Origin of the sequence: Streptococcus porcinus, from assembly GCF_900475415.1 — a bacterium.
Lineage (GTDB): Bacteria > Bacillota > Bacilli > Lactobacillales > Streptococcaceae > Streptococcus > Streptococcus porcinus.
The window spans coordinates 1,851,269-1,865,168 of record NZ_LS483388.1 but is presented as its reverse complement, the minus strand read 5'-3'; the positions used below and the strand labels follow the sequence as shown (position 1 = coordinate 1,865,168).

Below are 13,900 nucleotides of genomic sequence, written 5' to 3'. Positions count from 1 at the left end.
ATAAGCAATTAGACAATTTTAGAAGTAGTAGTTGAAAGTAATACCTGTTTTTGAAATATTTGTAATAAAAAAGGTATAATTCTTGAGAACTTTATATGATAGAATATATGAGTTACATAAATCACGAGGAAAGGAAGTTCAATGACGCCCATTCAGTTACTGGGATTTCAGTTATCGATTATAGTGTTTTATTTTTCTGAAATTAGTGTTCTGAGTTTTTTTTCAGATTTAAAACTTTCTTTTTGGAAAAAAATGCTGATTACAGCGGTTGCTTTATTCTTTAATCAAGTACCTATATTAGCTCCTCTCTTAATTGATCCGTTACTCTTTTGGGTAATCTTAATTATACATGGGTACCGTGTGTTTAGCTATCGAACCCTATATCTAGCGTTGGCTCCTAGTGTCTTTGTAGATTTGGTGTCACGCTTTTTAGCCTCCTGTTTGATTCCTTATCTTTTTCAGATACATGTTCAGGTGACAAATCATTTGTGGATTAATTTGTTGGCTTATCTTTTGCTCTTTCCAAGTCTTCAATTGTTTTCATATTTGATTGGTAAGGATTATAAAAAGATATATGAAAATGAATATTCTGAAGATGCCAAGCGATTTGTTGCGATTATGCTGATTTTTATCTTCGCTTATTATATTGATATTTTTTTTATTTTAGGTTTTGAAGATCCATTTCTGTTTTATCTGTATCCAAATAGTGTTCCTCGTTCTTATCAAATTTTTTATCTGACATTTTCGATCATTTTTTTATTTTTATTAGCTTATTTTAACCGTCTCTCCAAGCTACATTTAGAAAGGGCATTGAGAAGAGAAAAAGAGAACTACATCGAAAATTTAGTGCATTATGGCAATCATTTGGAAAAGTTGTATAAGGAAATTACTGTTTTTAAAGATACTTATTTTAACAAACTAGCTATTTTAGGGAAAGCTATTGAAGCAAAAGATATTTCCTTAATCCGAAATGTCTATGAGTCTACGGTTACAGAAGCTAGAGAATATTGGGATGATAAGCACTATAACATTTCAAAATTGAGCAATATAGGCATGCCTTCTATTAAGAGTCTCTTGTCGGCAAAAATTATAAAAGCTGAAAAATTAGGGATAACAGTTAATCTAGAGGTTCCAGATCACATTAATAATACTTATATCTCTCGTTTCGATCTTTTGCTTCTCATATCTATTTTCTGTGATAATGCTATTGAAGCTGCGATTGAGTCAACAGCTAAAACAATCACTATTGCTTATTTTAAATCAGAGGGAAAACAGATTTTGGTTGTTGCAAACTCCTGTTTAGAAAAGCGAGTTAATATTAATCGTATTTTTAAAGAGGGGGTTTCAACAAAAGGTAAAGGACGAGGGATCGGATTAGCTAACGTTTTAAACATAGTACAAAAATACTCTAATCTAAGTTTAAGTACTCAAAGTAAGAATTATACTTTCCAACAGCTCATAACAATTACAAAAGAAAGCGGAGTTTAAATGGTGAACAATTTACAGGTTATTCTGTTTTGTTTTATTGTGTTTATGGCAGATTGGTTCATTTTTCAAAAATGCACTAGTATCTCATTATCCCTATATAAAATTTCTGGACTTTTTATCATTTTTTTAATTTTAAATTTTTTGACAGCTAGCTTTATTATGGTAGATCCTATATTGTTAGTACTTGTTAGCCGCTTTTTTCACCCGAGTAAAAGGTGGTCAGAACATATTTTTTATGGCTTTTTTTCGGTCATGCTCGTAGAAGTGGTATTTCGAGTAATATCAGGAATTATTTTACCTATTGTGACTGGTTTGACGGGGGACAAGATTGTTTCTAATTTTACTTTACTAGAGATATCCTACCTATTAATCCTTCCTGTGGCTAATCTTTTTAATTTTATGTTTGGATTTAATTTTAACCTGATAAGGTTTATTTCCCATAATAAACTTAAAACATGGTTAATCGGTATGAACTTTGCTATGGTAGCCTATTATTTAATTATTCATTTTTTTGCTCATTTTGACACAGCTTATCAATCCTATTTTTTAAATTATCGAACTTTATTTATTTTCATTTATTTAGTTATTATGATGACTGTAGTTATCAAACTAGACCGCTTTGCTAAAGATCAACTAAAAGCCGAAATTAGACAAGCGGAAAGAGAAAGGGTTCTTTATTTAGAAAACTACAATAATCATATTGAACAACTCTATCGTGATATTCGGACGATAAAACATGATTCTGAAAATATTATGATTAGTTTAAAAGATAGTATTGATCGTGGTAATCTTGCTGATATTTCTTATGTTTATCGTAATATTGTTAGAGAATCTGGCAAAGCTATGGAAGTTTTAGGTCCAGATTTTAATTCTTTAGGAAACATAAAAGAAGCTGTTATTAAATCATTGATTAATGCAAAGTTGCTTGAAGCAAAGCAGCAAGAAATTGATGTTTATCTAGAAATTCCCGATACTATAAGTGAAAATTATATTGAAATATTAGATCTAGTTCCACTTTTATCAAAATTATTTGATCATGCGATTATAACGGCAAAAGGTAGCAGAAGGCCGTTTATTTCAGTTGCCTATTTTCATCAGGGTAAGAAGCAGTTTTTCATTATTGAAAATAGTACAAAAGTAAAGAGAGTTGACATCAGTCAATTATTTGACGACAATAGAAGAAAGTCTGAAAGTAAAATATCAGAAAGTTCAGTCTATATCTCTGACATACTAGCTGACTATCCCAAAGTCGTTTTTTCCTCAAAAAGTGACCATTACCGCTTAAGACAATGTTTAGAAATGGATGATTAGAATGAATATTTTTATATTAGAAGATGACTACATCCAACAGGGTCGGATTGAGTCAGTCATTGAAGAGATTTTAAAAGAGCAGAAAATAACGAAATCATATATGGAGGTTTTTTCTAGTCCGCAAAAGCTTCTAGATAGCATTCATGAACGTGGGGAACACCAACTTTTTTTCTTGGATATTGATATCAAAGGTGAAACAAAAAGAGGTTTAGAATTAGCAGCAGAGATTCGAATGTTAGATACTAACGCGATTATTGTCTTTGTTACAACGCATTCTGAATTTGCTCCTATTTCATTCAAATATAAGGTTTCAGCCCTTGACTTTATTGATAAGGCTGTTGATAATGTCCAATTTAAAGAACAAATTCAAGAATGTATCCTCTATGCGAGACAAATGATGTCAAGCTATGAGACAGAGGAGGTGTTTTTATTTGAAACACCTCAAACTCGTCTTCGATTGCCCTATAAAGATATTTTGTATTTTGCCACTTCAACAACCCCTCATAAAGTTTGCCTTTGGACTCAGACAGAACGTTTAGAGTTTTATGGTAACTTAGCGGAAATTCAAGAGGTTGCTCCTAAACTGTTTCTTTGTCACCGTTCCTTTTTAATAAATTTGGAAAATGTAGTGCGAATAGACAAGCCTCGTCAATTGGTATACTTTGAAAATGGAGATTCTTGCCTAGTTTCGCGCTTGAAAATGAAGAATTTAATTGAAAAATGGGAATTGCTTACCTAAAAACGTTAAAAAGTTAACATTTCAGGATGAATTTTTGACATTTTAGGAAAAATAACTCAAAAAACTGTATTTTTATTTATAATAGCTTTATAGATAAAGACTGAAGTCGTCTCAAATCATGAAGTTATTCCCCAATTCAATCAAAATATTGTTTTCTCTCTCTCTCCATAAAAACAAATAGTATTTTTGATTTAGCTTTACTGATGGTTACGACTAGAATTTGTCTTTGTTTGGATATGAAACTGATTTTATCAGTGAAGCCTAGAGTATTCTAGGCTTTTTCTTTTCTTGTCATTCTTATTTCAGTACAATCAGACGATAAAACACTCTTCATAGCTTACAATTATGGTAATCATTTTTAAATAACGACTTTCATATTCAGTGAAAAATTAGATAGTTTTGTGACTAACTAATCACCTATGTTAGGAAACTAAAGATGCGAAACAGCTTTTGGTCTTCATATATTTTAGGATAAATATGCAATATTTCCATAGTAAACCTAACTCAAAGGCTTACCTTCTTTTTAAATAAATTTTAATCAAGGCTATGGAACTAGATTCTAATATTTAACTATGAGACATAGAGGAAAGGTAGCTAGTACTCTTTTAACCCTGAAATGAATAGAGTTGAGGCTTTTTTGTTTTTTATGGTATAATGATACTAATTTAGATAATTGGAGTTAAATTTTGAAAAAATCCTATCGTGTCAAGCGTGAGAAAGATTTTCAAGCCATCTTTGGTGGAGGGAAAAGCACAGCAAATCGAAAATTCGTTATCCATTTTTTAGAAAAAAAACAAGACCATTTTAGGGTGGGGATTTCGGTTAGCAAACGCCTAGGCAATGCTGTAACCCGAAATGCAATCAAGCGAAAAATTCGACATATCCTTATGGAATTTAAGGATCATCTTAAAGAAGATGATTTTGTTGTGATTGCAAGAAGAGGTGTTGAAGAATTGGATTATCAAGCTTTAAGACAAAATTTAAAACATGTCTTAAAACTAGCAAAATTACTCGAGGAAGGTTTTGAAAGTGAAAAAGAAAATTAAAATAGCAGGGTTGCTTCCTCTGGCAATCTTACTCGTTGCATGTGGGAGAAATGATATTTCTGCTCACTCCACAAGTGGCTGGGATCAGTTGGTTTATTTTTTTGCAAAATCCGTACAATGGCTGTCCTTTAACAGGTCCATTGGTGTAGGAATTATTCTCTTTACTATCCTGATTCGCCTTTTGCTTATGCCTTTATTTAATATTCAAATTAAATCAAGTCAAAAAATGCAAGATTTACAGCCTGAACTCAAAAAAATCCAAGCGAAATATCCAGGGAAAGATAGCGAAAGTCGAATGGCATTGGCAGATGAGACTCAGGCTCTCTATAAGAATAATGGCGTTAACCCGTATGCAAGTTTGTTTCCGCTTGTCATACAGATGCCTATCATGATTGCCCTCTTCCAAGCATTAACAAGAGTTCCTTTTCTTAAAACAGGCACTTTTTTATGGGCAGAGCTCGCGCAACACGATCATCTCTATATCTTACCGATCCTAGCAGCACTTTTCACCTTTTTATCAAGCTGGCTAACCAATCTTGCGGCTAAAGAAAAAAATATGGTTATGACAGTAATGACCTATATGATGCCCGTGATGATTTTTTTTATGGGATTTAAGTTGGCTAGTGGAGTTGTTCTTTATTGGGTAATTTCAAATGCTTTTCAAGTTTTTCAGTTACTCTTGTTGAATAATCCATTTAAAATCATCGCTGAAAGAGACCGTCAAGCAGCAGAAGCGAAAGAACGTCGTCTTAGAGAGAGACGAGCTCGTAAAAAAGCATTAAAACAAAGAAAATAATAGGGAGTATTTTTTTATGGCCTTATATACAGGTAAAACAGTTGAAGAAGCAATTGAGGCAGGCTTAAAAGACTTGCAAATTCCACGCCTAAAGGCACATATCCGAGTCATCTCTAAGGAGAAAAAGGGATTTTTAGGGATTGGCAAAAAGCTTGCGCAGGTTGATGTTGAAGGAATTAGCGATAAAACCGTTTATAAAGCTGATAAAAAGGCTGTTCGTGGGGTGCCCGATGAAATTAACCGTCAAAATGCACCAGTTGTTAATCCAGACCAATTGACTAGAGAAGAGACAAGTAGCCCAACTGGAGATGACAAAACAGTTCCTTTAGAAGCCTCAGTGGCTGACAGTGATTTGGCAAATCAAGCTCAAAGTGTTAGGATAGATCAACAAATGGAAGACTCTAAAGACGCTTTTGTCGCTAAAGAGACTTCATTGGTGGAAGAAAACGAAGATGCAGTTGAAATAAATCATAACCAAGCAGATGCTTCTTTTGAAGCTTTTGTGACGAGCGACTTTTCAGAAAATGCTGCTAGTAAGGATATCGAAAAAGCCACAGAGGAAGTTGCTGACTATGTGACAAAGATTATCTATGAAATGGATATTGAGGCAACTATTGAAAAGAGCTACACGAGACGTCAAATTAATCTAAAAATTGACACGCAGGAAGCTGGCCGCGTGATTGGCTATCATGGGAAAGTTTTAAAATCGTTACAACTTTTAGCACAAAACTTTTTACATGACCGCTATTCAAGGAACTTTTCAGTCGCTTTGAACGTTCATGACTATGTTGAGCATCGGACTGAAACCTTGATTGACTTTACTCAGAAAGTAGCTAGTCGTGTACTTGAAAGTCGAGAAAATTACACAATGGATCCGATGAGCAATAGCGAGCGCAAAATTGTTCATAAAACAATTGCTAACATTGAGGGTGTGGAAAGTTTTTCTGAAGGAAATGATCCTAACCGTTATGTGGTGGTTAGTATTGAAAATTAAATCAGTGAAAAAATTCTAAGTATCTGAGAAACTTAGAGTTTTTTTAAACCATCATAGGAGAGGTAGCTAGAGCCTTCCTGGAAGTTAGTAGAAAAGGCAATAAAAGCTATATCACAACCTTGTCATCAAAAACAAAAATAAGAAATAGACCTTGACAAGGGACAGGATATATAATAGAATATTAAGGTATGTTTAGTAACTGATATCACAATAGCCGGCTAAACGAATACGAAAATCTATGAGGAGGTATTCACTGTGAAACGTACTTATCAACCAAGTAAAATCCGTCGTCAACGTAAACACGGATTCCGTCACCGTATGTCAACAAAAAACGGACGTCGCGTGCTAGCTAGCCGTCGTCGTAAAGGGCGTAAAGTATTATCTGCATAATTGCGAATACAATATAAAATCAAACCAAGAGTGCTCGAGACTCTTGGTTTTTTTGCATCTTGAAAATACTTTCAAAAGAAGGCGGAAATGTTAAATTTGCGAAAGTATTTTCTAAATGGCTCCAAACTATTGAAAACGCTTTTATTGTTGTTATAATAGGGATTGTGAACGTTCTCTAAAAAATCAAAAAAAGGAGAAAAGATGCCAGGTTATATGACAAAAACAGAGTTTTTAAGACAAATTAAAGATGGCATTATCATCTCTTGTCAGGCTTTGCCGGGAGAACCTCTTTATAGTGAAGAGGGAGGCGTGATGCCTCTGATGGCGAAAGCTGCCCAAGAAGCAGGTGCTGTTGGGATAAGAGCTAATTCTGTTAGGGATATTAAAGAAATCCAAGAGGTCACTGACTTGCCAATTATTGGTATTATAAAAAAGATTATCCTCCTCAAGAACCCTTTATAACGGCCACTATGAGTGAGGTAGATCAACTGGCTACACTTGGGATTGCTGTCATTGCCTTTGATTGTACTCGTCGTGAACGCTTTGATCAAAAAAGTATTGAGCAGTTTATCAAAGAAGTTAGAGCGAAATATCCTCATCAGTTATTAATGGCTGATATCAGTACCTACGAAGAGGGGATTCTAGCTTATGAGGCGGGGGTTGATTTTGTAGGAACAACTTTATCTGGCTATACCTCTTATAGTCGACAAGAAGATGGGCCGGATTTAGAGTTGATGGCTGATCTCTGTAAAGAAGGAATTCCTGTTATAGCTGAAGGGAAGATACACACGCCAGCTGATTTGAAAAAAGTTCACGAGTTGGGTGTGGCTGGCATTGTTATTGGGGGTGCCATTACTAGGCCAAAAGAAATTGCTCAGCGGTTTATAAAGGTCTTGAAATCGTAATGTAGAAAGGGATTGCTCGTGCAGAAACATCTAATAAAAACAAAGCAAGATTACCTTGGTTATTTATTTATTGGTCCGCAGATGCTTTTAATGTTGATATTCATCCTTTATCCTGTTATTAAAGGATTTAAGATGAGTTTATATTCCGTCTATGGGGTGGATTCCTATTTTGTTGGGTTTGAGAACTTTAGCCACCTTTTACAAGATCCGGTCTTTGTTAAATCGATTTTAAATACTATTTTCTTTGTTGTAGCTATTGTCATATTGACAATCCTATTTGCTTTATTTGTTGCAACGACTGTTTATGACAAAAATAGTAAATACGTCTCTTTCATTCGCGGTGCCTATTATTTACCTGTTATGGTTTCGATGGTAGTTATGAGTATTGTTTGGAATTTCTTGTTAAACCCTTCAAATGGTTTGATTAGTTTTTACTTTGAACATTTTGGAGTAGGGCATCTTAACCTTTTGGGGAATACAAAAACTGTAATGCCAATTATAGTTTTTGTAACCTTTGTGGGAAATGTTGGACAAGCAATTATCCTCTACTTGGCCACCATGATTGGAATTTCTCAAGACTATTTTGAAGCGGCTCAATTAGATGGTGCTACGAGGTGGCAACGGATTCGTCATATTATTATTCCTTTGGTTAGACCAACGACAGCATACTTAGTCGTTATTAACATTATTGCAGTTCTGAAAATTTTTGTTGTTATCCAATTGTTAACAGGTGGAGGTCCAAATAATGCTTCAGTTACAATGATGTATTATCTTTATCAGAATGCTTTTGTTTACAATAATACAGGAGTAGCTGCAGCAATTGGTGTATTAATGTTCTTGATTGCTTTATTACTAAGTGTTCCTCAATTGCGATCATTTATTAAAACAAACTAGTGGGAGGTGTTTGTGTGAAAAAATTAAAGCGCATGGAGGGATTTGATTTAATTACTAACATTATTGTCTTTACATTGGCTATTTTGTTTTTACTGCCTTTGTTCTGGTTACTAACTAATACTTTTAAAACCTCCTCGGGTATCTATCAGATGCCACCTGATATTTTGCCTAAACAGTGGTACTTAGGAAATTTAGCTGAACTTTTTGAAGGCCAGCCAACGTTAAGGTGGATTTTCAATAGTTTTGTTGTTTCTTTTATGACAGCTCTATTAAGTGTCTATATTTCAGCTCTTGCAGCCTATGGTTTTTCTAAACTTCACTTTAAAGGGAAGACAGTTTTCTTTATTATTATTATTGCTTCAATCATGATTCCAAAGGAAACGTTCGTTGTCCCTCTCTTTGATATTATTGAGAAACTACACTGGGTAGATACCTATCAGTCCATGGTTGTTCCGAATTTAGCAACAGGCTTTGGAACATTTATGCTCTATTCCTATTTTAAGGTAATTCCAGAATCTATTCGTGAGTCAGCAAAACTAGATGGTGCTAGTGAATGGACTATTTTTACCAAGTTGATGTTACCTATTGTTAAGCCGGGGATTGGTGCTCTCTTCATATTGAACTTTGTCACTGCGTGGAATGACTACTTATGGCAACTATTAATGGCTAGAAGTAAAGAGATGAAAACTTTAACTATCGGCGTTGCAAGTCTCCAACAAGACATTAACCCTAATATTGGCTTAAAGGTAGCTGGGGCAGCAATTGCTGCGCTTCCAATGATTGTAATTTTCTTTTTGTTTCAACGATTTTTTATAAAGGGAGCTACTGATGGTGCCCTAAAAGAATAAAATTTTTACTGACTTTGCTGCTAAGATATCTATCTATTTTGAAAGGAAAAAAGTATGAAAAAGAGTATTTTACGCTTAGTAACCGTTGCACTAGTCCCTCTACTTGGTTTGACAGCTTGTTCTACAAAAGAAGCTGATAAAAAGAAAAAAGACCAAAATGAAATAGAAGTTTGGTTAACCCCGCAATGGAAAGGAACTTATAAAGGGGATGAAAAAGGAGCGGATTATGATAGTTTCTTTAAAACAGCCGCTAAAATGTATGAAAAAGAGCATCCCGGTAAAAAAATTTCTATTCAAGTTATCCCTGGTGAAGAACGTGATAGTAAATTAAGTGTGGCGACACAGACGAAAACTTTGCCTGATATATTTTTCGAATCAACTTTCGCTATCTCTGACTTAGCTCATCAAGGATTATTAGCACCACTTGATTCTACTATTGATCATAAAAATAAAGCTGATATTTCTAAATCGGTCTGGGATAATGTAACAATTAACCATAAAACCTACTTCTATCCATTTGCTCAAAATCCAGGAATGCTAGCTTACAACGCTGAAATGTTTGAAAAAGCGGGTCTTCAAAAATATCTTGCCGATAAAAATAAGATTGCTAACTGGTCTCTTGATGATTTCCAAACGATTTTGAAAAAATTGAAAGAAAGTGATACCCATGCCACACCGTTAGGCTTCTATGCTAAAAATAATCAAGGTGACACTTGGACCATGATGTATTTAAGAATGTATGGAAGTAGCTTCTTTGATAAGTCAGGGAAACTCAACGTGAATGATAAAAAGGGTGTCGAAGCTTTAGATTATATCAAGGAACTAAATGATAAAAAAATGATTACCTCTGGTGCGGAGTCATTAACAAGTAATGATGTCAATGCTATGTTCCAAAATAAGAAGATAGCAATTAGTTTTACCAACGCTGTATTGTATAAAGGGATGCTTGACAGTATGTCAGCAGGAACAGTCAATAAGTTTGATGCACGCTTAGCCAATATTCCAAGTGTAGATGGTCCTAAGTCATTCACATACGTTTTAGGATCAGCAGTCTTTAATACAAATGGTGATAAACGACAAAAATTAGCAAAAGATTTTGTTAAATATTATTCTGAAAATAAAGAGTTAGTCAAAGCAAGTATGAACTTTATGCCTGTACGCAAATCACTGGTTGAGCAAGAAAAAGCAAACCATCCAATGCTAGAAACTTATATTAATAATGATCAGTATGTTATTAACTTCTCTAATAATACGTCAGGATATGTAGAAGTTAGAAATGCCTTGTTCCCAGAAATTCAGGCTGTATTAACTGGTGAAAAAACCTCAAAAGAAGCGCTTGATACGTTTGTAGAGAAAGGCAATAAGGCTATTTCTCAAGGAATAAAACGCTCAAAAATTCTAAACGATAAATAAAAAAGTAATAAAATAAGGTTTTTGGCTACTGTACTGATTGATGGCTCCATGATGATCTCAGAAAGTTTAAGATTAAGCTAAAATTTTCGTGGAAAAAGGAATTAAAATTGATAGCTTTGGCAGAAGTTTTCGGCTAGTTTTGGAGTGTTAGTTAGGTGTGAGAAAATACAGAAAAGGAGTTGGAGATGCCGTCAGAAAAATTAGTAAAATATCAAGGAGTGATTCCGGCGTTTTATGCTTGCTATGATAAGGAAGACCAAATTGATCCTAAGGCTGTTCAAGCACTAACAACTTATTTTGTTAACAAAGGTGTTAAGGGCTTATATGTTAATGGTTCTTCAGGAGAATGTATTTATCAAAGTGTAGAGGACCGAAAATGTGTTCTCGAGAATGTCATGTCAGTGGCAAAAGGCAAATTAACGATAATTAACCATGTAGCCTGCAATAACACTAAGGATAGCATTGAATTAGCAGAACATGCTGAGGGTTTGGGAGTTGATGCTATTGCAGCTATTCCGCCAATCTATTTCAAATTGCCTGATTATGCTGTTGCTGACTATTGGAACCGAATTTCAAAAGCAGCTCCAGCTACTGATTTTATCATCTATAATATTCCACAACTTGCTGGGACTGCTCTAAGTCCAAGTCTTTATCAAAAAATGTTAGAAAATAAGCAAGTTATTGGGGTCAAAAACTCATCAATGCCAGTTCAAGATATTCAGATATTTTCTGCTCTTGGAGGTGATAATCACATTGTATTTAACGGCCCTGACGAACAGTTTTTAGGAGGGCGATTAATGGGAGCTGCTGCTGGTATTGGAGGCACATATGGAGCTATGCCAGAATTGTTCTTGGAACTGAATCATCTGATAGCAGAAAAAGAATTAGAAAAAGCATATGAGTTACAAGGACAGATCAATGACATCATAGTGGTGCTTGTATCGGGTCGCGGGCACATGTATGCTATCATAAAAGAAGTTTTGCGTATTAATGAAGGGCTTGATATAGGCTCTGTTCGGTCACCCCTGATGGGTCTAGAGGAAAGTGATTATAAAATATGTCAAGAAGCTGCTGCCCTTATTAGATTAGCTAAAGAACGATTTTGTGAAAGTCGGTGAGTAAAAATGACATTTTATTTAGCCATTGATATAGGTGGAACAGCAATAAAATACGGTTTAGTAACTGATCAAGGACAGCTTTTGAGAAAAGAAGAAATTCCAACGCAAGCTTCAAAAGGAGGTCCAACAATCTTAGCTAAGGTCTTATCCCTAGTAGAAGACTATCACAATCAAGTCCCCCTAACAGGTGTAGCAATTTCTACCGCGGGAATGGTGAATCCTGAAAAAGGAGAAATTTTTTATTCAGGTCCACAAATTCCTAATTATGTAGGGATATCATTTAAAAAGTCAATTGAAGAGCAATTCAATATCCCATGTGAAGTAGAAAATGATGTCAATTGTGCGGGGCTGGCAGAAGCCATTTCTGGTAGTGCAAAAAATGCAAAAGTTGCTGTCTGTTTAACAATCGGGACAGGTATTGGAGGATGCTTTTTGCTGAATTCACAAGTCTTTCATGGGAGCAGTTTTTCAGCTTGCGAGGTTGGTTATATGCGTCTTGATAATAGTCAGTTTCAAGATTTAGCATCAACGACGGCACTAATAAATGATGTTGCAAAAAGACATGGTGACCAGCCTGATGATTGGAATGGACGAAGAATTTTTGAAGAGGCAAAAGCTGGGAATCGGCATTGTATAGCAGCTATTGATCAATTGGTAGACTATTTGTGTCAAGGGATAGCTAATATATGCTATGTTGTGAATCCAGAATGTGTTGTTTTAGGTGGTGGTATAATGGGACAAAAAGCTTACTTATCCCCTAAAATCAGTCAAGCTCTAGAAAAGTATTTAGTTTCTAGTATCTTCCAAAAAACGAAAATTGCTTTTGCCAGTCATGAAAATAATGCAGGAATGATGGGGGCTTATTACCATTTTAAACAAAAGCAGAGGGTTTAATCTCATTTGTAAAAAAGTTCTAAATAGGAATTTAGAACTTTTTTACTTTATAATGGTGTTTTTGAAAATTTCCTCTTTCTGAGCTTTATTAATAGCTGATACATAAGCGTATATGATATCCATCATAATGAGGAGAGGAAATTGGGGCGAAATACGATTACCGTAATTCAGTTTATGATTAGAAGCAACGGGAATAATATCAATCGTTTTTGGGAATGTTTGATTGTTGTTGGTAGTGAGTAGAATAGTTTTGGCTCCCTTTTGACTCGCTTTGTCTAGGGCCCTAACAACAGATTGTGTTTTACCCGACAAAGAAAAGCCAAAGACAAGGCAGTTTTGATTGACAACACTATTAGCCCAAGTAAAACCATCTGTATCAGAGTAAGCATCACAAATTAAGCCAAGTCGCATAAAACGCAGTTTCATTTCTTGAGCGACAAGAGCAGAGCTTCCTTTTCCGTAGAAGTAGATGCGCTCCGACTTGTCAAAACAAGTAGCTAGATCTTGGAGTTTAGCTTCATCCACTAAGTCGTAAGTTTTATTAATCAAGGCATCGTAATCAAATAGAACTCTCTTGGTTAATTCCAAGTGAAAAGGCTGAAAATTGACTTTGGATTCTTGTAAGCTTTTGCTGTATTCAAAGGAAAAAGCCCGATAACCAGCAAAGCCACACTTTTTAGCAAAACGGGTCAAAGCTGACTGGGAGATATGCAATTGCTTTATAATATTAGCTGCCTTTAGATTTTGGTCATCTAACTCTGTTTCAATAAAAAAGTAAGCAATCTTTTTTTCTAGGTCTGTCATTTGGTCTAAAGCATCTTCAATTTGGGTGATTAAGCGGTGGTCTCTGCGCATCCTATATCCTCCTGTAAACCTTACCAAATCAGTATACCATAAAGAACGTGTGACTGATACCGCAAGACGATGGCACCCACCTTATCATTTACTAACGCATTCTTGTAGTCTATTAGAGAGAGTCAATAAGTCAACTGGAAACTATTGTAGGTAAAGTCAGTCATGTGAAACCTTTAGACTTATGTTATAATAGTCAAACAATGTTGTGT

13 protein-coding genes and 1 pseudogene are annotated in these 13,900 nt (G+C 34.8%); 13 read left to right on the top strand and 1 reads right to left on the bottom strand.

Annotation, left to right across the window (positions count from 1 at the left end):
• Positions 1–141: 141 nt before the first annotated feature.
• From DQM45_RS09300 to DQM45_RS09240, 13 genes and pseudogenes are all read left to right on the top strand, one after another.
• On the top strand, positions 142–1,488 hold the full coding sequence (locus tag DQM45_RS09300; RefSeq protein ID WP_003084981.1) for a GHKL domain-containing protein: 1,347 nt from the start codon (positions 142–144) through the stop codon (positions 1,486–1,488).
• A complete protein-coding gene (locus DQM45_RS09295) occupies positions 1,489–2,799 on the top strand; it encodes a sensor histidine kinase (RefSeq protein ID WP_039984698.1) in 1,311 nt (436 codons plus the stop codon).
• A gap of 1 nt (position 2,800) precedes the next feature.
• Positions 2,801–3,538, top strand: coding sequence for a response regulator transcription factor (locus DQM45_RS09290; protein ID WP_003085561.1), 738 nt, complete (start codon positions 2,801–2,803; stop codon positions 3,536–3,538).
• Between the two features lie 686 nt (positions 3,539–4,224).
• Entirely contained in the window at positions 4,225–4,584 is a 360-nt protein-coding gene (gene rnpA / locus DQM45_RS09285) for a ribonuclease P protein component (protein ID WP_003083570.1), read from the top strand.
• On the top strand, positions 4,568–5,380 hold the full coding sequence (locus DQM45_RS09280) for a YidC/Oxa1 family membrane protein insertase (protein WP_003084326.1): 813 nt from the start codon (positions 4,568–4,570) through the stop codon (positions 5,378–5,380). The genes rnpA and DQM45_RS09280 overlap by 17 nt, the downstream gene beginning before the upstream one ends.
• A 16-nt stretch (positions 5,381–5,396) precedes the next feature.
• A complete protein-coding gene (gene jag, locus DQM45_RS09275; protein ID WP_003085439.1) occupies positions 5,397–6,374 on the top strand; it encodes an RNA-binding cell elongation regulator Jag/EloR in 978 nt (325 codons plus the stop codon).
• Between the two features lie 255 nt (positions 6,375–6,629).
• Positions 6,630–6,764 (top strand): 50S ribosomal protein L34, encoded by a 135-nt coding sequence (rpmH, locus tag DQM45_RS09270; RefSeq protein ID WP_000831903.1) that lies wholly within the window; start codon positions 6,630–6,632, stop codon positions 6,762–6,764.
• A 201-nt stretch (positions 6,765–6,965) separates the two neighbouring features.
• Positions 6,966–7,669 (top strand): annotated as a pseudogene (locus tag DQM45_RS09265) (N-acetylmannosamine-6-phosphate 2-epimerase).
• Positions 7,670–7,687: 18 nt separating this feature from the next.
• Positions 7,688–8,563 (top strand): carbohydrate ABC transporter permease, encoded by an 876-nt coding sequence (locus DQM45_RS09260; RefSeq protein WP_003084949.1) that lies wholly within the window; start codon positions 7,688–7,690, stop codon positions 8,561–8,563.
• 14 nt (positions 8,564–8,577) lie between these two features.
• Positions 8,578–9,411, top strand: coding sequence for a carbohydrate ABC transporter permease (locus DQM45_RS09255; protein WP_003085943.1), 834 nt, complete (start codon positions 8,578–8,580; stop codon positions 9,409–9,411).
• 54 nt (positions 9,412–9,465) lie between these two features.
• Entirely contained in the window at positions 9,466–10,824 is a 1,359-nt protein-coding gene (locus DQM45_RS09250) for an ABC transporter substrate-binding protein (protein WP_003083827.1), read from the top strand.
• A 185-nt stretch (positions 10,825–11,009) separates the two neighbouring features.
• Positions 11,010–11,942 (top strand): dihydrodipicolinate synthase family protein, encoded by a 933-nt coding sequence (locus DQM45_RS09245; protein ID WP_003082654.1) that lies wholly within the window; start codon positions 11,010–11,012, stop codon positions 11,940–11,942.
• A 6-nt stretch (positions 11,943–11,948) separates the two neighbouring features.
• Positions 11,949–12,836: an ROK family protein gene (locus DQM45_RS09240; RefSeq protein ID WP_003086114.1), complete on the top strand. Its 888-nt coding sequence runs from the start codon at positions 11,949–11,951 to the stop codon at positions 12,834–12,836.
• Between the two features lie 42 nt (positions 12,837–12,878).
• On the opposite strand, the gene DQM45_RS09235 is transcribed toward DQM45_RS09240, so the two are convergent.
• The gene (locus DQM45_RS09235) at positions 12,879–13,691 is read right to left on the bottom strand and encodes a MurR/RpiR family transcriptional regulator (RefSeq protein ID WP_003083184.1); all 813 of its coding nucleotides are present in this window, start codon (positions 13,689–13,691) and stop codon (positions 12,879–12,881) included.
• Between the last annotated feature and the right edge of the window lie 209 nt (positions 13,692–13,900).

What these genes read in the sequence shown, in the direction of transcription:
- DQM45_RS09300 (WP_003084981.1), top strand. Translation starts at nt 142, where the DNA reads ATGACGCCCATTCAGTTACTGGGATTTCAGTTATCGATTATAGTGTTT.
- DQM45_RS09295 (WP_039984698.1), top strand. Translation starts at nt 1,489, where the DNA reads ATGGTGAACAATTTACAGGTTATTCTGTTTTGTTTTATTGTGTTTATG.
- DQM45_RS09290 (WP_003085561.1), top strand. Translation starts at nt 2,801, where the DNA reads ATGAATATTTTTATATTAGAAGATGACTACATCCAACAGGGTCGGATT.
- jag (WP_003085439.1), top strand. Translation starts at nt 5,397, where the DNA reads ATGGCCTTATATACAGGTAAAACAGTTGAAGAAGCAATTGAGGCAGGC.
- DQM45_RS09250 (WP_003083827.1), top strand. Translation starts at nt 9,466, where the DNA reads ATGAAAAAGAGTATTTTACGCTTAGTAACCGTTGCACTAGTCCCTCTA.
- DQM45_RS09245 (WP_003082654.1), top strand. Translation starts at nt 11,010, where the DNA reads ATGCCGTCAGAAAAATTAGTAAAATATCAAGGAGTGATTCCGGCGTTT.
- DQM45_RS09240 (WP_003086114.1), top strand. Translation starts at nt 11,949, where the DNA reads ATGACATTTTATTTAGCCATTGATATAGGTGGAACAGCAATAAAATAC.
- DQM45_RS09235 (WP_003083184.1), bottom strand. Translation starts at nt 13,691, where the DNA reads ATGCGCAGAGACCACCGCTTAATCACCCAAATTGAAGATGCTTTAGAC.